The 21,980-nt window shown below is 67.0% G+C and carries 15 protein-coding genes; 3 read left to right on the forward strand and 12 right to left on the reverse strand.

Features of this window, described 5'->3' with window-relative positions; genetic code table 11:
• Window positions 1-452 precede the first annotated feature (452 nt).
• The 6 genes from VGD44_RS00035 to VGD44_RS00060 all read right to left on the reverse strand — a co-directional run bounded on the left by VGD44_RS00035 (window position 453) and on the right by VGD44_RS00060 (window position 7,386).
• Entirely contained in the window at window positions 453-1,763 is a 1,311-nt protein-coding gene (locus VGD44_RS00035) for a sorbosone dehydrogenase family protein (protein ID WP_331082561.1), read from the reverse strand.
• A gap of 123 nt (window positions 1,764-1,886) precedes the next feature.
• Entirely contained in the window at window positions 1,887-3,056 is a 1,170-nt protein-coding gene (locus VGD44_RS00040; RefSeq protein ID WP_331082563.1) for an alpha/beta fold hydrolase, read from the reverse strand.
• 65 nt (window positions 3,057-3,121) lie between these two features.
• Window positions 3,122-4,453 carry an SCP2 sterol-binding domain-containing protein gene (locus VGD44_RS00045; protein ID WP_331082565.1) on the reverse strand — a complete coding sequence of 444 codons (1,332 nt, stop codon included), beginning with the start codon at window positions 4,451-4,453 and terminating at the stop codon, window positions 3,122-3,124.
• An 81-nt stretch (window positions 4,454-4,534) separates the two neighbouring features.
• A complete protein-coding gene (locus VGD44_RS00050; protein WP_331082567.1) occupies window positions 4,535-4,852 on the reverse strand; it encodes a 2Fe-2S iron-sulfur cluster-binding protein in 318 nt (105 codons plus the stop codon).
• A 194-nt stretch (window positions 4,853-5,046) separates the two neighbouring features.
• Window positions 5,047-6,078 carry an NAD(P)H-binding protein gene (locus tag VGD44_RS00055; protein ID WP_331082570.1) on the reverse strand — a complete coding sequence of 344 codons (1,032 nt, stop codon included), beginning with the start codon at window positions 6,076-6,078 and terminating at the stop codon, window positions 5,047-5,049.
• A gap of 75 nt (window positions 6,079-6,153) precedes the next feature.
• Window positions 6,154-7,386 carry a cytochrome P450 gene (locus VGD44_RS00060; protein WP_331082572.1) on the reverse strand — a complete coding sequence of 411 codons (1,233 nt, stop codon included), beginning with the start codon at window positions 7,384-7,386 and terminating at the stop codon, window positions 6,154-6,156.
• Between the two features lie 221 nt (window positions 7,387-7,607).
• Between VGD44_RS00060 and VGD44_RS00065 the strand changes: the two genes are divergently transcribed.
• Window positions 7,608-8,099: a MarR family winged helix-turn-helix transcriptional regulator gene (locus tag VGD44_RS00065; protein ID WP_331082574.1), complete on the forward strand. Its 492-nt coding sequence runs from the start codon at window positions 7,608-7,610 to the stop codon at window positions 8,097-8,099.
• A gap of 394 nt (window positions 8,100-8,493) precedes the next feature.
• Window positions 8,494-11,304 carry a TonB-dependent receptor gene (locus VGD44_RS00070; protein WP_331082577.1) on the forward strand — a complete coding sequence of 937 codons (2,811 nt, stop codon included), beginning with the start codon at window positions 8,494-8,496 and terminating at the stop codon, window positions 11,302-11,304.
• Between the two features lie 242 nt (window positions 11,305-11,546).
• Here VGD44_RS00070 and VGD44_RS00075 read toward each other — a convergent pair whose 3' ends face one another.
• The 3 genes from VGD44_RS00075 to VGD44_RS00085 form a co-directional block, all read right to left on the reverse strand.
• Window positions 11,547-12,359, reverse strand: a complete 813-nt coding sequence (locus VGD44_RS00075) for an SDR family NAD(P)-dependent oxidoreductase (RefSeq protein ID WP_331082579.1) — start codon at window positions 12,357-12,359, stop codon at window positions 11,547-11,549.
• Between the two features lie 27 nt (window positions 12,360-12,386).
• Window positions 12,387-12,815: a tautomerase family protein gene (locus VGD44_RS00080; RefSeq protein WP_331082581.1), complete on the reverse strand. Its 429-nt coding sequence runs from the start codon at window positions 12,813-12,815 to the stop codon at window positions 12,387-12,389.
• Window positions 12,816-13,039: 224 nt separating this feature from the next.
• Entirely contained in the window at window positions 13,040-14,314 is a 1,275-nt protein-coding gene (locus tag VGD44_RS00085; protein ID WP_331082583.1) for a beta-ketoacyl-ACP synthase, read from the reverse strand.
• A 269-nt stretch (window positions 14,315-14,583) separates the two neighbouring features.
• Here VGD44_RS00085 and VGD44_RS00090 point away from each other — a divergent pair, with 269 nt between their 5' ends.
• Window positions 14,584-15,606, forward strand: coding sequence for a nitronate monooxygenase family protein (locus tag VGD44_RS00090; protein WP_331082585.1), 1,023 nt, complete (start codon window positions 14,584-14,586; stop codon window positions 15,604-15,606).
• 228 nt (window positions 15,607-15,834) lie between these two features.
• Here the strand turns inward: VGD44_RS00090 and VGD44_RS00095 are convergent, their stop codons facing one another.
• The 3 genes from VGD44_RS00095 to VGD44_RS00105 all read right to left on the reverse strand — a co-directional run bounded on the left by VGD44_RS00095 (window position 15,835) and on the right by VGD44_RS00105 (window position 21,797).
• Window positions 15,835-18,822 (reverse strand): TonB-dependent receptor domain-containing protein, encoded by a 2,988-nt coding sequence (locus VGD44_RS00095; protein ID WP_331082587.1) that lies wholly within the window; start codon window positions 18,820-18,822, stop codon window positions 15,835-15,837.
• Between the two features lie 279 nt (window positions 18,823-19,101).
• Window positions 19,102-20,478 carry an MFS transporter gene (locus VGD44_RS00100; protein WP_331082589.1) on the reverse strand — a complete coding sequence of 459 codons (1,377 nt, stop codon included), beginning with the start codon at window positions 20,476-20,478 and terminating at the stop codon, window positions 19,102-19,104.
• A gap of 119 nt (window positions 20,479-20,597) precedes the next feature.
• A complete protein-coding gene (locus VGD44_RS00105; protein ID WP_331082591.1) occupies window positions 20,598-21,797 on the reverse strand; it encodes an iron-containing alcohol dehydrogenase in 1,200 nt (399 codons plus the stop codon).
• Window positions 21,798-21,980: the final 183 nt, after the last annotated feature.

Genomic DNA, 21,980 nt, shown 5'->3' on the forward strand with positions numbered 1-21,980 from the left:
GGTCGCCCACCACCTGAAGCGCCGCGGCAAGGGATCTGCGGGTCCCGGAAGACGGCATCGACCTCATGACGCGCCACTCCGCGGGCCCACCGACGAGAATGTGCAGCGGCCCCGCCAGAGGGCAAGTGCAAAAATAGAACTACGGAGTTGATTTGGCGCGTCTCGTGCAGGGCCTTCAGCCTCGGCCGCATGCGTCTCCCTGATCTCTAGCGCAGAGGGGATCCGACAGTCGTCGCGAGCCTAGGGCGCCAAGGGTTCGCGCTGCGGCGTTTCCGCCCAACAGGTCTGCGGCTCTGCATATAGAGTACAATTATGGAACTTATGGGGCACAAGGAGGGATCATGGCGCAGCGTGATCCGTCCGCGCCATGCCGATGCGCGTAACCGACCTTATGACGGGCCTGTGTGGCGCCGGGAGTGAGCGTACGCAGGACCGCTTCACGGTGAGATGGGCTATTCCGGCGAGCGTGCCGTGCCGGTGACCCGCCAAATCACGTTGCCGACGTCGTCGGCCACCAGCAGGGCGCCGCGCTTGTCCTGCACCACGCCGACCGGGCGGCCGCGCGCCTTGCCATCTTCGGTCAGGAAGCCGGTTAGCACGTCCACCGGCGGACCGGCGGGCCGGCCGGCGCCGAAGGGCACGAAGACGACCTTGTAGCCGCTGAATGGACGCCGGTTCCACGAGCCATGCTGTCCGACGAAGGCGCCGGCGCTGAAGGTCGAGGGCAGGTTCAGGCCGGGCTCGGCGAACGCCAGTCCCAGCGAGGCGGTGTGTGGCCCCAGCGCGTAGTCCGGCGCCAGCGCCTTGGACACCAGCTCCGGCCGCTGCGGCTTGACCCGCTCATCAACGTGCGAGCCGTAGTAGCTGTACGGCCAGCCATAGAAGCCGCCGTCGCGCACCGAGGTCAGATAGTCCGGCGCCAGATCGCTGCCGATCTCGTCGCGCTCGTTGACGACCGTCCACAGCCTACCGGTCACCGGCTCGAGCGCCATGCCGTTCGGGTTGCGCAGGCCGGTCGCGAACAAGCGCTTCACACCGGTCTTCAAATCGATCTCCCAGATCGCGGCGCGGCCCTCCTCCTTGTCGATGCCGTTCTCGCCGGCGTTGCTGTTGGATCCGACCGTCGCGTAGAGCTTGCTGCCATCGCGGCTGGCGATGATGTTCTTCGTCCAGTGGTGGTTCAGCGGCCCGGCGGGCAGGTCGGTCACCGGCGTCCCGGCCGCGTCGATGTGCTGGGCGCCGAGCTTGTAGGGGAAGCGCAGCACGCCGTCGGTGTTGGCGACGTACAGGTCGTTGCCGACCAGCGCGATCCCGAACGGCGAGTTGAGCTTGCCGATGAAGACGCTGCGCGATTCGGCCACGCCGTCGCCGTCGGCATCGCGCAGCAGCGTGATGCGGTTGGCGCTTGGCACGCCGGCGCCGGCGCGCGCCATGATCCGTTTCGCCACCCAGCCCCTGATGCCATCGCCGGCCCCCGAATTCGGCGGAGCATTGGTCTCGGCCACCAGCACATCACCGTTCGGCAGCACATGCAGCCAACGCGGATGGTGCAGCCCGCTCGCGAAGGCGTTGACCCGAGTCCCCGGTGCGGGCGTCGGCTGGGCGCCGTCCGTCCAGCCCCGGGGCTGTGCGATGTGGACGGTGGGCAGCAAGGTCTTGTTCGGCGCCGGCAACTCCGGCTGGGCGCCGTAGCCTGCCTGGACCGGTAGCTTGGCGGTGTCACCGCAGGCGCCCAGTGCGGCCAATGCAAGGGCCGACAGCATGGAGGGAAGGAATTTCGTGACGTATCTCCGCCGTGGGCAGGCCTGCTCGCGAAGCCATCTTCCAGGCGCCGCCGAACAGGCACGTAGGCGAATGCCCCAGTTGTGCGTCGGCATGGTCCGCCCTTAGTTCTTTGCCTGGGACGGCATATCGCCGAGCCATTGCATGAAACTACCGACATGCTGAGCCCAAAGGTCGGGGAGCGTCATCGTGAAATGGCCGGGTGACATTGCCGTTCCGGGTTGAACCACGTAACGGCCCTGTTTCAGTTTTGGCACCTTGTTCTGAAGTACTTTCAGGTCGTCAGGATTGAACTCATCGTCTGAGAAATTCAGCGCGAAAACCTTCGTTTTGATCTCCGAAAGTTTAGGTTCAGGATCGTAGCTAAATGACGAACTCAGGGAGTAAAGCATATCGTTGGGGTCGACGTGCTCGGCCTGTATGCGGGTGGTCGTCAGAAATTTGTCCGCTGCCGCGCCATTGGGAACTTGTTGTTGAAGCGCTGGGGCGCTGTCGATCATCATCCGCAGCACCCTGAAGCCATAGACCCAGCCGCGCGGCGTTTGCGTGTAGTCTCCGCCCTTCCAATCCGGATCGGAGCGGATCGCGTCGATCACCATGCGCCGCCACAAGAGGTTGCGGCCCGAGACGGAGATCGGCAGCGAGACCACCGGCATGACGCCGTCCATCATGTCGGGATAGGCCTCAGCCCACTGCCAGGCATTCATCCCGCCCATGGACATGCCAAGGATGGCGTGAAGATGCTTGATGCCCAGTGTCTCCGTCACCAGCTTGTGTTGGAGATCGACGACGTCGCCGTAGTCGTAGTCGGGGAACTTGGTCTTCAGGCCGTCGCTTGGCTTGCTGGATTGGCCATGGCCAATGCTATCAGGAAAAATCAAATAGTAGCGCCTGGCGTCAAGCGGACGGCCTGGATCGAAGAGCGCCCGAGTGAATGTCGGGCTCAGAAGGGCCCGGCTGTCGCCGCCGGTCCAATGCAGCACAAGGACGGCATTGTCGATGTCGCCTTTGGCGTTTCGATGGGGCGTACCCAGGGTCGCATAATGAATCTTCAGACGCTCAAGCGTCCCCCCGTTTCGGAGCTTGTAATTCTGAAACCAGGCATCGGCCTGAATGGCGTCCGGATTGACCCGCTGGTCCCAAGGTGATGCCGTCCCGCTGGCGGCGGCGGATGACGGCGGAGATTGGGCAAATGCTGAACCTGCAAGCGTTGTTGCGGATAGCAGGACTCCGAGCAGTAGGCTGGCTGCCGTGCAAGTACATGGAGACTTCATGGCGATTTGCTTTGCTCGGTTTGGAACAGCGGCTTGCCTAAGATCTGGATCGAGCTTCGGCGGAACTAGCTTGGGAAGCAGGCGCCGAAGGCCTTCAGCAGGCGCAAGGGGCCCTTCAGCCGGATCTTGCGCTGGGCGAGCGCCAGAACGACGGAGAGGCTGCCGTCCAGCGTCTTCAGCCAGGCCGCTGAGTCAGCTTGGATCCGCAGGTCGGCCTCGCCGATCAGCCCCTCACTGACCGTCAGTTTCTGGTCCTTGATCACCATCGTGGCTTCGGCCGGCTCCTTCCCGGTGAACACGAAGTGGTAGGTGGCGTTCAGACCCTTGGACTTGTCGCGCTGGAAGCTGAGCGTGACGCCGAAGAGAAACGCCCCGATGCTCGTCGCGCGCGCGGCGGTGCGGACGTATCGAAGCGTCTTGTGGGGGAAGATCTTCGCAGCGTGGCTTTCGGCGTCGGAACCCCGGACCACGTACAGCGGCTCCCCCTTCTCCTGCAGCGGTTTGACGACCTTTTCAACGTGGGCCTTCTTGTCGGCCAGGTAGCCCTCCATGATCTCCTCGCCGGCCGGGCAAACCGCGATGCAGTAGGCGGCGTTGTAGTTGGGACCGTAGGAGAGGCTCTGCCAACGCTTCACCGTCTCGGCGACGGGATGGCGTTTCCGGTAGTCCTTCGCGGACTTGGAGTCGGCGATGTCCTCGACCCAGTTGGTGAAGCCGCCCATGAACTGCTGATAGTTGTGGTTCAGGCAGGTCGAGAAATCGAAGTAGCCGTCCGGCTTGATGGCGCCCACCGGGCAGGCGACCACGCACAGCCGGCATTCGAAGCACGGATTGTAGTCCAGCGGCATCGCTGGGGCCTCGACATCGAGGTCGACCAGGACGGTGCCCAGCAGGATGAAGCTGCCGAACTTGGGATGGATCAGGCTGCGGTGGAGGCCGCGCTTGCCCAGGCCGGCCGCCTCGGCGACGATCTTGTGCGAGACGACCCAGGCCCGCTCGGGATAGCGGTCGAACTCCATCGGAAAGGCCATCGGCGGGTTCATCGCCGAGACGCCCATCTCCTCAAGTCGCCGGACCAGGTCGCGCGCCACGTCGTCCACCTCGTGGCTCACCTTGTGGAACTCGTTGTTGGCCGCCGAGCGGACCGGCGAACGGACGGCGTTCCGGTGCATCCGACAGACGATGGACACAGCCAGTTTCGCACCCGGGAAGGCGCGTCGCGCATGCGCCGCTTCGTCCCCCATCAGCGGATCGTCGAGGCTGATCACGCCGCAATCGTCGGCGCCGCACTCAAGGGTCAACGCCTTAAGCGCCTCGATGCTCAGCGTCGCCGGCGGCGGCCCCGGCGGCTTCAGCCGAATGCGTTCGGCAATTGGGTGGTCCTTCAGTCCCGCCATGTTGGTTCCTGTCGCTCGGGCGCCGCCGGGGGCGGCCTGTTGCAGCTGTTGGTGGATGCGTGTCCGCGCCCAGGCGGGGCGCTACTGGCTCTCGGGCAGGGTGACCCGAAGCCCATCCAGGGCGGGGGTGACCTTGAGTTGGCAGGAGAGGCGGCTGTTGGGCTGCGCGCCGTCGGCGAATTCCAGCATCTGCGCCTCCGTGGGCGACTGCTCGGGCAGGGCGTGCGCCCAGGCCGGATCCACATAGACATGACAGGTCGCGCAGGCGCAGGCGCCGCCACAGTCCGCGTCGATGCCGGGAATGCTGTTCTTGACCGCGCCTTCCATGACGCTGAGGCCGACAGGGATGTCGAGGGTGTGCGCCTCACCGCTGTGCGCGACGTAAGTGACCTGCGGCATGGAGTGGTTCCTGTTAGGGGAGCAGCGTTGGAGCCCGCTGGAGGGGTGCGGCGGTCAGGGCCGCCGCAACGGTCCGCCCAGCGGGTGTGGGATCCCGAAAAGGCCAGCCTAATAAGGGTATATGCCCCTATTAGACTGGAGTTGGCCCTCGGCCCGTTCAAGGAGAACCGGCCGCAGGCGGGGGAGATTTGCAATTACTTCACGACCGCGAGGCGGCGGTCGAAGTCCTTCAGATCGCGGTGCTGCAACTGGTTCGGCGCGCCCTTCTCGAACCGCCAGGCCTCCGCTTCGATCACCGCTCGCAGAGAGGTCGCCGGGCGACCGAGCAGCCGCTCCACGTCGCTCGTGGTCTCTGCGATGTATTTGTCGCCCCCGTTCTGCAGGGCCAGGTTCTGGAGGTGGAGCGAGATATGGTCGGGAAGGTGCGGGGCGAGCGCCCGCAGCCGTTCGCGGAAGTCGTCCATGGTGGTGGGCACGTAAGTGATCTTGCGCCCAAGGGCGGCGGAGAAGTCCTCGGCGAACTCTACCCAGTTCTTCCGCTCGGGGCCCGTCAGTTTGTAGGCTGTACCCTCGTGCCCCTTGGCTTCGGCCAGGACCTTGATGCAGACCTCGGCGACATCCACCGTGGCCACCGGCGCGGTCTTGGCGTCGGCGAACGGCAGGCGGATGGTGTCGTCTTCCTTGATGGTCGTAGCCGGCATCCATAGGGTGATGGGGTTCTCGGTGAACATCGCCGCCTGGATGTGGCAGACCGGGAGGCCGGACCAGTCCAGCGCGCGTTCCGCCGCCCAGTGCACGAACTGCTGGGGCGACCACTGCACGTCTGCCCCCAGGACGGCGATGCGCTCGGCGTCCGGCCGGGACATGTTCTCGAGCGTCATGTAGTCCTGCTCGACGTCGGACATGTTCACGAAGATCTCGCAGCCCCCCTCGGCCTTCGCGGCGGCCGCCATCAGGATGGTCGCGTCGGCATAATAGGGATTGAGGCTCATGCTGAAGTAGATGCGCTTCACCCCCTTGACCGCGAGCGTCACGTCACGGGGATTGAGGAGGTCGCCGACGAAGACCTCGGCGCCCATCTCGCGCAGATCCTGGGCGCGTCTGTCATCGGTGCGGACGAAAGCGCGGACCGGCAGCCCGCGGGCGCGAAGGCCACGCACGATGCTTCGTCCGATGGAGCCGGTCTGGCCTCCGGCGCTGGTTACGAGGATGGGCGCGTCACTCATGGTCTGCCTCTTTCAATGATGGGGGCGTCGGCCGCGGGGCCGCTTGTTCTTCGGGGCGGGGCTGTGGGCTCGTGATCAGAGGGGAATGCGCACCGGCAAGTGGCTGTATCCGTTGGCGAATGAGGAAGCGACGCGCACCGGCTCGCCCACGACCTCGATCTTCGGGAAGCGGCTCAGGATCTCTTCCCAAAGGATCCTCAGCTGCATCTCGGCCAGCCGGCTGCCGACGCACCGGTGGATGCCGAAGCCATACGAAAGGTGCTGGCGGGCCCGGGGCCGGTCGATCAGGAACTCGTTCGGCCGGTCGATGACCTCTTCGTCGCGATTGCCGGACACGTACCAGATCAGGACCTTGTCGCCCTTGCGGATGCGCTTGCCGCCGAGCTCCACGTCCTGGGTGGCGATGCGCCGCATGTAGGCGAGGGGGGTCTGCCAACGGATCATCTCCGAGACCATGTTCGGGACCAGGCCCGGGTCGGCGAGGAGCTTGTCGTACTCCCGGGGATTCTGGTTCAGCGCCAGCAGGCCCCCGGTCATGGAATTCCGGGTCGTGTCGTTGCCGCCGATGATCAGCAGCACGGTGTTGCCCAGGAACTCCTCGGGCGTCATGTGCCGCGTGGCTTCGCTGTGCGCCAGCATCGAGATCAGGTCACCCCGCGGCGGCGCGTTCACCCGCTCGTTCCAGAGCCGCGCGAAGTAGGCGCCACACTCTCTGAGCTCGGCCTGCTGGTAGCTCCTTTCCAGATCGCCGGCGGTGGCCACGTCGGACCAGTGGGTCAGGCGACGCCGGTCTTCGAAGGGGAAATCGAAGAGCGTCGCCAGCATCTGGGACGTGAGCTCGATGGAGACCCGGTCCACCCAGTCGAAGGTCTCGCCTCGCGGCAGGCCCTCCAGGATGGCCATGACGCGACTACGGATCAGCGGCTCCAGTTCCCTGAGGTTCGGGCCGGCCAGCGCGGGCGCCACGGCCAGACGCTGCTCCTGATGGCGCGGCGGATCCATGGCGATGAACATGGGCAACGGGAAGTCGTCCGCAGGGTCGCGGTAGGTGATCGCCGGCTCCGAGGAGAAGAGATCGTGGTTGGTGTCGACGAAGACGATGTCGTTGTACTTCGTGACCGACCAGTAGGGTCCATCGGGGTTGGAGTTGGAATAGTGGACCGGATCCTCGGCGCGCAGGCGCTCGAAGTAGAATTCGAAGGCGCCTTTGCGGAAGAGCTCGCTGTCTACCGGGTCGATGCGCTCCAGCGGTATGGCGTAGGCCTCCGCCCGTGCTGCGGCCCGCCAGTCGATTGCGCCGTCGTCCATCGTTCTCTTCCTCGCCGTTTCGCTCTTGAACGCGACCCACGCTGCCTCCGACGCGCCGCGACAGCGCGCGCTGCTCGCGTCGGCGGCGGCTCGGGACCGCGACTTATCCCTTCCGAAAGGGGCATATGAGACTTATCATCTGGTGAGTATCGAAACAACACCTATCCGCTGACGAGGTCCCATTCCGGCGCCTTCGGTGCTACGAGCGTCGGAAGCAGCCGATGGGCAAAGACTGGAGACTCCTGAACGTGGCGCTGAGCGACTTTGAAAGCACGGATTTGCCGCGGCATTGCACGTGCAGTCAGCTGAGGCGGGCAGCGCGTCGGATCTCGCGCTACTACGATCTCTGCCTTGCCGGCACCGGGCTCAGATCAACCCAGTACGTCCTGCTGGGCTTTCTCGGGTCGGAAGGCCCCATGACCATGGCCCAGCTGGCGGACACTATGACCATGGATCGCGCAACGGTCGGTCACAACCTTCGACCCCTGCAACGCGACGGGCTGGTCGAGATCAAGGTCAGCGCGGCGGATCGCCGGGCGCGGGAAGTCGCGATCACCGATCGCGGGCACGAGGTGCTGCTGGCGGCCTATCCGGCCTGGCGTCGGGCGCGGGATGGCTTCGAATCGGCCTTCGGCGCGCGCGAGGCGGCCGGTCTGCGTGATCTGATGGCGCGCGTCATCGAGACCCCGTTGCCCGAGGCCGGCCCCGCGTGAGACGTGTCGGGCCGCCGGCATAGCGCCCGGCGTCGGCCGCTCGTGGGCCGCGGCGCGCTGGCCCGGATGCCTGGGTCGCCTTTCAGAACTCGCGATGCCTGAGGACGCCGGAGCCTGAGCGCCGGCGCAAACAGACCCGTCTGAAAGGTGATAGACTCATATGCCCCTTATGTGAGAAGTGATATGCGAGTGTGATTTTGGCACTCACAAAGCGCTGCGCTCGTGCAGACGCGAGGAAAGAGATCCGACCTCAGGGATCGGACGTGTGGAAGGGGAGGAAAGCAGGATGCCAGGATGCTTTGACCGTTACGCAGGCCTCGGTCCGGGCGCGGACGTCGCAGCGGGGCTGAAGCGGGAATGGCGTCGACGGCTGCTGGGCTCCAGTGCGTGCGCCATGGCGCTAGCCACCGCCCTCCCGGCGATGGCTCAGGATGCGCCAGGCCCGAACCTCATCGAAGAACTGGTCGTCACGGCCCAGAAGAAGGAGGAGGCCCTCCAGGACGTGCCGATCGCCGTCTCGGCCTTCGACCAGAACGCGCTCGAGAAATCCAAGATCGACGGCGGCCCGAACCTGGTGCTGGCCGTGCCGAACGTGAATTTCGGCAAGAGCAACTTCATCGGGTACAATTTCCAGATCCGCGGCATCGGCTCCAAGCTGGTCGCCGCGTCCGGTGACGCCGGCACCGGCATCCACCTGAACAACGCCCCGCTGATCGCCAACAACCTGTTCGAGACCGAGTTCTACGACATGGAGCGCGTCGAGGTGCTGCGCGGTCCGCAGGGCACGCTCTACGGCCGCAACGCCACCGGCGGCGTGGTCAACCTGATCACCGCCAAGCCCACCGACCAGTTCGAGGGCATGGTCCGCGCCGAGTACGGCAACTACGACTCCAAGAAGCTCCGCGGCATGGTCAACGTGCCGCTGGGCGAGATGTTCGCCGTGCGCCTCGCCGGCAACTACCTGAAGCGCGACGGCTTCGGCGAGAATCTCGTCACCGGCCACGACGTCGACGCCCGCGACCTGTGGAGCGGGCGGGCGACCGTCAGCTTCAGCCCGGCAGACCGCTTCCGCCTGTGGGCGCTGCTGGACCACTTCGAAGAGCACGACAGCCGCTCGCGCACCGGAAAGCAATTCTGCACGAAGGATGTCGGTCCAGAGACCATCGGCGGGTTAGGGTACTCCAGCGTCCCGCCGATCGCCCAGATCCAGCGCGGCTTCTTCAGCCAGGGCTGCCTGCCGACGTCGGCCTATTCCCCGAGCGCACTCGGAACCTACAATTCACAAGCCAGCATCAGCGGGATCTTCGCCGCGTACCTGGGGCTGCAGACGGGCGACGGCTTCGCCGGAAAGACTCAGGCGCCCGGGATCCGGGACATCGAGACGCCCTTTGATCCGGTCTACAAATCAAAGACCGACACCTATGAGCTGAACGCCGAGTTCGACGTCACGGATCAGCTGAAGCTGACCGCGCTCAGCGCCTACACCGTCTACAAGCTGTCCAACAGACAGGACTTCACCCGCTACACGACGACCGCTCCCTACAACGCGACGCCTAACCCTGTGAACTTGTTCGCGGGCGTCCCGGGCTATGCGTCGATCTACGCACAGTTGTTTCCGGGTGGCGTGATCAACGATCCTCAGCTCGGGCCCTACAACTCTCAAGCGGTCATTGATCAGTCGAACGCGAGCAGTGATCAGTGGAGCCATGAAGTCCGTCTGCAATCGAATTTCGATGGTCCGCTCAACTTCAACGTCGGTGGATTGTACCTCAAGTTCAAGAACAGAAACGAATACATCGTTACATTCAATTCGGCGACGGCATTCTCGCAAATGTTGAACCTATTCAACACCGGGAACCCCAACTGCTTTGGTCCAGCCCCCTGCATCGCTGTGGATCCGAACCGGGATCCGACGGGACAGGGGCACAACTATCTCTACGTCGCTCAGCCCGTTTCACTGACCTCGTATGCCGCCTTCGGCGAGCTTTACTGGCAGGCGACCGAAACCCTGAAATGGACCGTGGGCCTCCGCTACTCGGTCGACGACAAGAGCCTGCTGAACCATCCGCTGGCGCTCGTCCAGCGGGGGATCGGGCTTTCGGGTCCGCTGCCCGGTCAGGACGCGATCCTCAAGGCAAAGTTCAAGAAACCGACCGGCCGCGTCGGTTTCGACTGGAAGCCGGACCTGGGCTTCACCCGAGAGACCCTGATCTACGCGTTCTACTCCCGCGGCTACAAGGCCGGCGGCCTGAACCCGCCCTTCAGCCCAGGCCTGGGCGTGCAGGCCTATCCCGCGACCTTCGCGCCGGAGCTGATCGACTCCTACGAGATCGGAACGAAGAACACCCTGCTGGACGGGTCCCTGCAGGTGAACCTGACCGCGTTCCACTACGACTACAAAGACTATCAGATCGCCAAGATCCAAAGCCGCGTCGCGCTGAACGAGAACATCGGGGCCAAGGTGGACGGGGTCGAGTTCGAGTCGATCTGGCAGCCGCTGCAGGGGCTGCGCCTCAATGCGGCGGTGGGCTACCTCGACACAAAGATCGGTGACGCCGCTTCCGTCGATGTGGCGGACCGGACGCAGGGGCGCAGCGACCTGACGGTCGCCAAGAACAGCCTGGGGTCGAACTGCGTGATCTCCACGGCGGACGCCCGGGCCGCCCTGGCGGCGTCGAACGCGGCCTCCAACCCGTTCCTCATCTCGGGCATCCCCGGGACGCCGCTCGGGGTCTGCGGCGTGGTGAGCGAGGCGGGGGCCGGAACCAACATCAACGGCTCGGGCGCCATCGCCGCCGGCTCAAACTCCTTCGGCGGATTGTTGTCGGAAGGCGTTCCCGTACAGCTGAAGGGCAAGGCGCTGCCCAACGCGCCGCACTGGACCGTATCCCTTGGCGCCCAGTACACTTGGAGCCTCGGAGATTGGGAAACCACGCTCCGCGGGGACTACTACCACCAGTCGAAGACCTACGCGCGGATCTACAATTCGGTGGCCGACCGGATCAAGGCCTGGGACAATCTCAACGTCACCTTGACGGTGGTGAACGATGAGATGGGCTTGGAGCTCGGCGCCTTCGTGAAGAACGCGACCAACGAAAAGGTCATCGCGGACATGTTCACGCACGACGAGAGCGCGGGCCTGTTCCGGAACGCGTTCTATACGGACCCGCGCACCTACGGCGTTTCGCTGACGAAGCGCTGGTAGTTCTTGCCGGCGACCTGGCGATATCGCGATTTCGGTCCGATCCGTTCCAGCTCGCCGGCGTCCCTTCTGAGGCGCAGAGAGGCCGTTCCCGGACGCGTAACGTCCGGTGACGGCCGCCTACGGAGCGAGTCGCGCGTCAATGGTCAGGCGCTGGGGTCGTGTCGAGGCGTTGCGCGAGCGCCGGCCTGGAAGCTCCCCTTGGGGCGATGCGCCTGGGAGCCGCGCGGCCGGCGCCGCGGTGTCTACGCGGCCGGCTCGGTGGGGCGATAGTAGCGCGGAGCAACCTGGCCCGAGAATGTCGAGGCGAGGTAATGCTGTCGTGCGGCCTCCAGCGCGTCCCACGTTTCGGGCTCCGCCATGGAGGGGCTGGTGACCGCCTCTCCCGCCGACAGCCCAGCGAGAGCGGCGTCCACCAGCTGCTCCGCCGTGAGGAAGCTGGTGTCCGGGAACACGGAGTCGCTCATCCCTTGCGAGGAGAAGAACTCCGTGCGGATCGGCCCTGGCATCACGAGTTGGATCCGGATGGGACCTTCGGCGTACTCCAGCTGCAGGGATCGCGTGAAGTTCGCCACATACGCCTTCGACCCGCTGTAGGCTGCGGCCCCCGCCGACGGCGCATGGGCGATGATCGAGCCGATGTTGACCAGCGCGCCGGCGTTCCGCGCCCGGAAACCCGCGAGGGCGGCGAGGGAGAGCCGCGTCAGGGCGACGATGTTCAGCCGGATCAGCTGTTCCTGCTTGTCGGCGCTGCTTCGCGCCGTGGGCCCCAGCGAGCCGGCGCCGGCGTTGTTGACGAGCATCGCAACGGGCTCGCTCTCGAGGCGGGCTTCGAGCCGCGCCAGATCCTGCGGCTGCTCGAGATCGGCGACCATGGTCTCCACGGACGTCCCGTGACGGGAGGACAGGTCGGCCGCGATTTCGTGCAGGCGGTCCTGGCGGCGGGCGACCAGGAGGAGCGCGCGGCCCTCGGCGGCGAGCCGGTCCGCATAGACCGCCCCGATGCCTGAGGACGCTCCGGTGACGACGCTCATTCCGGCGCGTTCAGCCGTGTTCATGGTGGTTGGTTCCTGCGGCTGGGGGGATCAGGCGTGGGTGCGCGGGGAGGGGCGGTTTTCCGTCATCCACCGCTGCTCGTCCTCGGTTCCCTGTTTAGGCGGGAAATGGCCCTGGATGGACCAGTACTCGAAGGGCGTCTCGTCGATGTGGAACTCCCAATCCAGGCCGCGGTCCTTCACCCAAGGGGCGATGACCTTGTTCGCGATGTCGACGAAGCGGACCGCCGCATCGGTCGATGGGAAGGCCCGAGCGATATGGTCGATCCAGATGCGGACGAAGTTGCTCCGCGCTTCGCCGCCGATGAAGAAGGAGTCCTCGTCGACCTCCTGGAAGACCACGCCGACGTAGAACTTCGGCATGATCCGTCCGTAGATCTCGGTCACCGCGGCCGAGAAGGCCTGCTTCTCATCGCGGGTGTAGGCGCCAACCGGATGGTAGACCTTCCACAGAGGCATGGTTCGTATCCCGATTTCCCAAGACGCCGATCGGCGACCGCGGCCGCAGGCGGGCATAAGAGCGGCCCGGACCTCTCCTCGGTCAAGGCTCCACTTTCAAATGGGTGTCGAAATTTAACTCAGTGGCCGTGAGATTTTCTCACCCTAAGTCCCCTGCGCGCCCAAGAGATGCCGGCGATGGGACTGTGTCGATCCCTACCGGATGGTGCTATTGCAACATGCACTCAATCTGGTGTGCGGCAGAAGACCGCGCTGGCGTTCACGCCGCCGAACCCGAAACTGTTGGTCATCGCATGGGTGAGGGCGTCGACGACCCGGGCCGCCCGCACCAGGTCCAGCCCCGTCGCGGCGACGTCTGGCTGAGCCAGGTTGAGGGTAGGCGGCAGCCGCCGGTCCCTCAGGCTCAGAACCGTGAAGGCCGCTTCCAGCGCGCCGGCCGCGCCCAGCAGATGGCCGGTCGCCGACTTTGTCGCGCCGACCGCGACCGGGGCGTCGCCGAACACCGCCCGGACGGCCTTGAGCTCGCAGGCGTCGCCCATGGGCGTCGAGGTCGCATGCGCGTTGAGATAGCCCACGGCCGCGGGCGGTATGCCGGCCTGGGCGAGCGCCAGGCGCATGGCGCGTTGCGCGCCTTCCCCGTCCGCCGGGGCGGCGGTGATGTGATGGGCGTCGGCGCTGGTCCCATAGCCGACGAGTTCCGCCAGGGGCCGCGCGCCGCGGGCGGCGGCGTGGTCCGCGGCCTCGAGCACCAACATGGCCGCGCCCTCGGCGAGGACGAACCCGGCCCGGCCGGCGTCGAAGGGGCGTGATGCCGTTTCGGGACGGAGCTCGCAGCCCGTGGCCAGCGCCCGGGCCGCGGCGAACGCGCCGAACACGAGGGGGTGGAGGGAGGCTTCCGAGGCGCCGCAGATCGCCATGTCGGCTTCGTCGGCCCGGATCAGGCGGGCCGCATCGCCGATGGCCTGCAGACCGGCGGCGAATGCGCCTTCGGGCGCTCCGACGGGCCCCTTGAACCCGTGCCGGATCGTGATCCAGCTGGCGGCCATGCTGCCCAGGAAGGTGGGCATGGCGAAGGGGGACAGGCGCGGGCGTCCTTCGCCGTCCCCCGAGCGGGATGCTTCCACGATCGATTCGAGGCCGCCCAGACTGGAGCCGACGACCGTGGCGACCCGGGCGGGGTCGGCCTGGCCGCGGCCCGGACCTCCCGCGGCGCGAAGGGCTTCATCGGCCGCCACGAGCGCGAACTGAACGAAGCGGTCCATCTTGCGCCGGTCGCGCGCGGTGGCGGCCGCCTCGGGATCGAAGCCGCCCTGCGGGTCCTCCGCGACGCCCGGCACGGTCCCGGCCACCAGAGAGAGCGGCATGTCTGCGGGCCAACCCGGCCGCAGAGGCATGCGGCGGATGCCCGACTGCCCCGCCAGGAGCCGAGACCAGGCCACTTCGGCTCCGCAGCCGAGCGGCGAGACGACGCCCAGGCCAGTGACCACAACGCGACGCATAACGACGGCTTCCGCTCAACGCTGCCGGCGGCGACGAGGGTGTGCCCGGCGGGAAACGCGTTTTGACTGAGTTCATTTTTGGGATCAACCCTGAAGCCTGCGAGCCCGCCGGAAACCGCCTCATTTTCTGGGGAGGCGAACGAGGCTGGCCGGCGCTCAGGCCTTGCTACTTTTGGAAAGTGAGTGCAAAAAACGCATTCACTAGGGTCGTGGCCGGTCAGGTCCTGCGACCTTCGTCATGCCAGCGAGCGGCACGAAAGGACGCAACCATGAGAACACGGATCACTGACCTCTTCGGCATTGAGCATCCCATCATCCAGGGGGGCATGCACTACGTCGGCTTCGCCGAGATGGCCGCGGCGGTGTCCGAGGCCGGCGGGCTCGGCCTCATCACGGCGCTGACCCAGGGGACGCCGGAGAACCTGGCGAAGGAGATCGCCCGCTGCCGGGAGATGACCGATAAGCCGTTCGGGGTGAACCTGACGTTCCTGCCGGCGGTCACGCCCCCCGACTATCCGGGGTACGTCAAGGTGATCATCGAGAGCGGCGTCAAGGCGGTGGAGACCGCCGGGAACAATCCGCAGCAATGGCTTCCGGCGCTGAAGGAGGCTGGGATCAAGGTGATCCACAAGTGCACCTCGGTCCGCCACTCGCTGAAGGCCGAGGCGATCGGCTGCGACGCCGTGAGCGTCGACGGCTTCGAATGCGGCGGTCACCCCGGCGAAGATGACGTTCCCAACTTCATCCTGCTGCCGCGGGCGGCGGAAGAGCTGAAGATCCCGTTCGTGGCCTCGGGGGGCATGGCGGATGGCCGCTCCCTGGTCGCCGCCCTCAGCCTCGGTGCGGAGGGCATGAACATGGGCACCCGGTTCGTCGCCACGCAGGAGGCCCCGGTCCATGCCAACGTGAAGGCGGCCCTGGTGGCCGCGAGCGAGCTGGACACCCGGCTCGTGATGCGCCCCCTTCGCAACACCGAACGCGTCCTGAACAATGCTGGCGTGGAACGGCTCGTCGAGAAAGAGAAGACCCTCGGCGCGGCGATCACCTTCAACGACATCGCCGAGGAAGTGGCGGGCGTCTATCCGCGGGTGATGCGGGACGGCGACATGGATGCGGGCGCGTGGAGCTGCGGCATGGTGGCCGGTCTCATCAACGACATCCCCACCGTGAAGGCCCTCATCGAGCGGATCATGTCCGAGGCGGATGCGATCATCCGGCAGCGCCTGGCCGGCGCCCTGGACGGTAAGATCGAGGCGCTCGCCGCCCGGCGGCCCGAGCCCGTCCTGGCCTGAGCGGTTCTGGACATCGCGAAGGCCCGTCGCCGCAGGCGGCGGGCCTTTTGCATGGCCAAAGCGGGCTGGAGGGCCGGGCTGCCAAGGGAGCCCGGCTGCGCCGGGGATCCGGCCGTGCGCCTGGCGCGCTGCTTGAGCTGGCAGGTGGATCGCTGCCGGGCGCAGCCGCCGGCGGGTGACGCGGGGGAGGAGGGCGTCACCCCCCGGCTTCGCCTGCGAGGCGGTGCGCTAGAAGCGCTTGGTCACCCCGAGCTTGATGACGCGGCCGAGGGGATTGGCCGTGGCGGGGTCATAGGAAAAGTCCAGCCGCGCGAACGGCGGATCCTCGTCGGTGACATTGATCACCGCGAGCGTCGCGGTCGTGTCGGAAGGGAGGTCCACCCGGTAGACGATGTCCGCCGTGACCCAGCTCTTGATCCGTCGGCCGCGGGTGGTCGCGCCCTGGCCGTTGTTGGGGGACACGAAGATCGCGGCCCGCTGATCGTCCATGGGCCCGATGTAGCGCAGGGTGACGCGCAGATTGTGCGCGTCGCGGCTCCACTCCGCGAAGGCCGAACCCTTGAGGCGAGGCAACGAGCTGGACGGCAGGCGGTAGTTCAGCTTGCCCGCCGCCTCGTAGGCCGGCGCCACGGTGACGCCGTCCATCTGCAGGGCGGAGACCTGGTAGTTGAAGGTGTAGCTGCCGTCGAGCCCGAGGGTGAGCCGGCCGCCGAACGGGGCCTGCGTGATCCGATAGTCCACGCCCAGGTCGACGCCGTCGGTCTTGATCGGCGATCCGTTCATGACGGCGGTCCGGACCCGGAGGATATTTGCCGGCGCGCAAGGACCCGAGAAGGTCACCCGCCCCAACAGGGCGGCGTACGCCGCGTCCGCGCAGCGGTTGGGCTGCCCCGCCGGGAAGATCGCGTCGAGGATCTGGGTTCCGGTCACGGTGGTGATCGGATCCGAGAACTCGAAGCGCCAGTAGTCCACCGTGGCCGAGAACGGTCCCGCATTGACGATGACGCCAGCGCTGTAGGTGTCGGCCGTCTCCGGCTTGAGGTCCGGGTTTCCGAAGACCTCCACCGCGCGGTAGGAGCCGACCTGCGGGACGAAGATGTTCGACGAGTTGAGCTGCGCCGGAGACAGGTTCACCTCCGGCGCCGCGCGGAAGGTGCTGCCGGCCGAGGCTCGGAACGCGAGCCAGGACGTCGCCTGCCAGCGCAGGGCGATCTTCGGATTCGTCGTTTCGCCGCCGGAGCTGTCCTCGTGGCGGATCGCCAGTTGCACCTGGATGTCGTCCGTCACCGGGACCTGCAGCTCGGCGAACTGGGCGTGCGTCTTCTGGGTCAGGTCGAAGGTGGGATAGTTGCCGTAGAAGCTGTAGGGGCCGTTGCGCGCCGCGCAGGCCGTGGACCCGTTGATGATGCTGTCGATGCAGGGGAACTGGTCGTTGCTCGAGAAGCCCAGTCCGCGGGTCTTGTAGGTCGCTTCGCGGTACTGGTAGCCCGCCGCCCAGGCGATCGGGTCGCCCCAGAGCCTGATGGGCAGTTCACCGTTCAGGACGACGTCCAGGACTAGGAGGTTGTTCGACGTCTTCGTCCGCTGGGAGTCGTCACCGTACAGCCACTGCACCACCTGCGGGTCGTTCGCCACCCGCGGGTCCAGCGCCACGGCGGCCGCATACTGCGGATTGGGTTGGCCCGTGATGGCGTTCGCGGCCACGCCCGTGGAGAAGGGATTGACGTAGTAGCAGTCCCCGGCCCCGGGCGTGCCGCGGGTGATGTCGCAAGGCGTCGCACCGGCCTTGCTGGCGAGGCCGCGGTAGCCGAGCTCGACCCGATCCACCAGGAAGTCCGGGTTTATCGAGTCATACGACGAATGCCCGTAGGTCGCGCCTGCGTCCCACCCGATTCCTCCGAACCGGTCCAGCTTGCCGGTCAGGATGGCCGCCAGGCGATATTCCTTGGCGTAGCGGCGATTCTCCTGGGCCCGCCCGTAGAGCGGGTTGCCGCCGACGCCGAACGGCCGGGAGAAGAACGGGTGGGCGAGCACGCCCGTGGAACCGGCGATCGGGTTCGCCGCGGCGACGCCGGGGTTCAGGGCCAGCAGCGTCCGCAGGCCCGGGTTGGAGGCCGGGATGAAGTACTGGTTCGGCACGGGCGAGACGAGCGCCGTGGGGAACTGGTTGGGACCGTACGAGGGCGACTGGGCGATGTGGAACACCTCCGTCGCGCCGTAGAGACCTTCCACGTGCAGGCGCGTGTCGGCGTTGAACGCGTAGTTGAGCTCCGCGTAGCCCTGGTAGAGGTTCTGATCCTCCACGAGGTTGGCGTAGTCGGCGAAGCGGAGCAGGCACTGGGTGGCGCTGATCTGCAGCTCGCCGCCGAGGCCCGGGCAGCCCGGGTCCAGGAAGTTCGCGTTGAAGGCCGCTCCGCCGATGTAGGTGCCGGGATTGGCCGCGGTCGACCATCCGCCTTGCGGATTGTAGAGGTAGGCCGCCCGTGCGCCGGCCGGGTCGGAGAATGCGGGCGCGGCGAACGACCGATCGGTCGTGCGCAGCTGAGAGCGGTGCTGGTAACTCACCGCCACGAACCCGTCCCACGCCTCGCCGCCGGCGCCGTAGATGGCGCGCGCGGTCCAGTCCCCCTCGGAGCCCTTGATGCGCGAATAGTCCCCGCCGATCTCGAGGCCGCGCACGTTGGACCGCGTGATGAAGTTCACCACCCCGCCGATCGCGTCGGAGCCGTAAGTCGCGGCGGCGCCGTCCTTGAGGACCTCCACCCGGCCGATCGCCGCCGGGGAGATCATGTTCACGTCGATGTAGCTGCCGGCGACCGTGCTTCCGCTGGAATCCGGAAGCCGCCGTCCGTTCAGCAGCACGAGGGTGCGTGCGGGCCCGAGACCTCGCAGGTTGATGTTCGCCTGACCCTCGACGCGTCCCGCGCCGTAAGTGTTGGCCTCTCCGAAGACGCCCGCCGTCGCCGGGATCGACTTCATGAGCTCGACCGTCGAGGGCGTTCCCTGATTGGCGATGTCCTGCTGGCCGACCACCTGGACCGGAAGGGCCGTCTGCTCGGCGGCTCCCCGCACGAAGGAGCCCGTGACGACGACTTCCTCGACGTCGGCGACTGTGGCCGCCGCCGAGGCGGACTGGGCCCGAGCGGGACCCGACACGACGATTCCGACTGAAACCGCGAGCACGGCCGTGCTCGCGCAGAGCGACACCTTCTTCATTCTGAGACCTCCCGGCTGCACTTGCGGCAGCTGAGGGCCGTGATGTCGCAAAGCGCGGGCGGTGACAATATAGAAAATGCTAAAAAAGAACTTACATGCCAAAAGCGGACCGGCTTCCGCGCTTCGCCAAAAGGTGAGGCGACGAGCCGGATATCGAAGATATATCATAGGAGTGTGCGCAGGCGCGCGTGCCCCTGCAGCAGGCGATCATGCCCGCCAATGGCGGCGAGCCCATCAGTGGAATATTAGATAGTAGGAAAACGACACGAAAGACTGATGTCAGTCGAGCGTCTCCTCGCGGATCGTCGCGCGGGCGCCCCAGAAGCAGCCGAAGGCCGCTACGCCGAAAAGGCTTCCCACCACCAGCGCCCAGCGAACGCCTTCCGCCGGCCCCAGGCCGAACCCGTAGTTGAACAGGTCGGATGTGGCGCCCACGGTGATGGGCCCAAGCCCGAAGCCGAGCAGGTTGACCAGGAAGAGCAGAACGGCCGCCGCGGTCGCGCGCATGTGGGGCGGCACGACCGATTGGGCCGTCCCGTAGACGGGACCGAACCAGAGGGTCCCCAGGAAGCCGTTCAGCGCCAGGAGCGCCAGGCCGACGCTCGCTTGCGGCGCCATGACGGCCAGCACGAAGATGGGGATCGACAGCAGGCTCGCCCAGGCGGGCGCAAGCATCCAGGCTCGCAGATCCCGCGCGCCCAGGCGATCCGAGAGCCAGCCCCCGCACAGGGCTCCCAAGGCGCCGCTCAGGCCGCTGATCAGGCCCAGGGCCAGGCCGAGGAAGCCGATCGAGCGCATCTGGAAGCCGAGGACTTCCCCGGCCGCGGCCGCCAGCGCGGCGATCTCGTCAGGGTGGTTGCGCAAGAAGAACGAGGCGGTGAACGGCCCTGCGCCGAAGGCGATGAAGGCCTTGATGGCGCCGCCCATCGCCACGAGCCAGAATGTCCGTCGCCCCGCGAGGTAGGCCATGGTCTCGCCGAATGTCGCGGCCGTCGAGGCCAGGTGGGCCGCGTGGCGCGCCAGCTGTCGCCGGGGCTCGCGAAGCGTCGTGAAGGCGAGCGCTGCGAGGACCAGGCCCGGCGCGCCAGCGATGAAGAAGGCCACCCGCCACCCGTAGGCGTCGGCCACGAGGCCGCCAAGCGCGAGCCCCAGGAGGGTGCCGATCGGCGTTCCCATGGCGTAGAACGCCAGAGCCGAGGCGCGCTTCTCCCTCGGGACGTAGTCAACGATCAGCGAGTGGGCGGGTGGCGAGCAACCCGCCTCGCCGACGCCGACGCCGATGCGAAAGAGAACCAGCTGCACGAAGTTCTGGGCCACGCCGCCCATGGCCGTGAACGCGCTCCAGACCGCCACGGACGCGCCGATGATCATCGGGCGATTCCGCCGCTCCGCGATCCGGGCGATCGGAATGCCCAGGAGGGTGTAGAACAGCGCGAACGCCAGGCCGCTCAGCAGGCCCAGGTGCCAGTCGTCGAGCCCCAGGTCATGCTTGATGGGCTCGGCCAGGATGGTGATGATCTGGCGGTCGAGGAAGTTCGCGATGAAGATGCTGAGCAGCAACCACATCGCGTAGCGCGTGTATGCGGGCGAGTACGGCGCGCCGGCTGGAGCCGGGGCGAGCGCAGGCTCGGCGTTTCGAGTCAGCGGCGCATTCATGCGGTGTCCCGGTGGGCTTGCGGCTGCAGGGTGTGTGGGTCATGGACGCGCGTCGGACGGCGCTGACGGCTTGCGCCGCCGCGCTGAAGCGCGGTGAGCGGGCGTCGCCGCCGGAGCCCTCAGGCGGGCTCGGCGGCCGTCACGTCGTTCGTCGTCTCGAGCAAGGCGACGATATCGGCCGGCCTGGTCAGCGGACGCGGGTTGGCGGGGGCGAAGAGCGACTTCACCGCCACCTCGCCGATCCGTTGATAGTCCGCGGGCTGGATGCCGACGTCGCTCAGCTTGCTCGGCAGGCCCAGCTCCTGGATCAGTTGCTCGAAGGCGTCGGCGGCGCTGCGGCCCGCCGCGCCGAGCGCCGCGGCCAGTCGGCGCTGCGCGTCCTCGGTGACCGGGCGGTTGTATCGCAGGACGTGCGGCATCAGCACCGGCGTGATCAGGTAGTGCGGCACGCCGAAGGTCCCGCCCAGGACGTGCCCGATCGCGTGGCTCGCCCCCATCGGGACCCGGGTCTGCAGGCCGAAGGCCGATAACCACGAGCCGTACTGGGCGAGGCGCCGCGCCTCGAGGTCGGTCGAGTCGGCCTTGCACCGACGCAGGCCTTCGGCCAGCAGGCCGATGCCCTCGGTGACCACCGCGTCCACCAGGGGGGTTCCCATCCGGCAGCAGAGGGCTTCGATCCCGTGGTCCAGGGACCGGGTTCCCGAACCCAGCCAGAGAGTCTCGGGGGTATGGAGGGTGATCAGAGGGTCGAGGATGATGGCGCGCGGCATCATCAGGGGATGGTGGAAGACCTGCTTCCAGTCGCGCCGGGTGTCGGTCACCAGGGCGCCGGCGTTGTACTCCCCGCCACTGAGGGTGGTGGGAACGACGATCGAGCGAACGCGCGGGGCCCGGAACTGCTTGGCCGAGACCGGGGCGCCCGGCGCCCCCGCGGTGAGTTCGTAGCCGTCGAGCCCGTCCTCGTCGAAGATCTCGTGTTCCATGCACATCGCGACGATCTTGACCACGTCGACCACCGAGCCGCCGCCCACGGCCACCAGGAGGTCGGCGCCCGCAGCCGTCGCCGCCCTGGCGATTTCGACCGCGCTGGCCCGGGTCGTGTGCTGCGGCACGCCGTCGAAGACACCGACGCAGCTCTGGCCCAGCTTCGCGCGGATCTTCCCGATCTCGTCGGTCGTGGTGTTCAAGGTGCGGCTGACCACGAGGAAGACGCGCGCCGCGCCGAGCCGTTGCGCCTCGGCCAGGATCGCGTCGGCCGCCGGTTGCCCGAAGATCACCCGGTCCATCGGCGGAAAGGTCTGAACGCCCGCGAGCCGCATTTTCGCTCCTCCTTGCTTTTACCGTCGCGCTGCGCGCGCGTTAGGCTGTTCCCACGCTAGAGCCAAACTCAGGGTCTTGGTAGTGCTAAAACGGAACTGACGTGCATTTCCCTCGAAACACGTGCGGCCCTGCCCACGGCGCCGCTGCTGCGAGTATCGGGCGTCGCCAAGGCGGGGCGCAGC

Origin of the sequence: Phenylobacterium sp., assembly GCF_036402295.1 — a bacterium.
Taxonomy (GTDB): Bacteria; Pseudomonadota; Alphaproteobacteria; order Caulobacterales; family Caulobacteraceae; genus Phenylobacterium.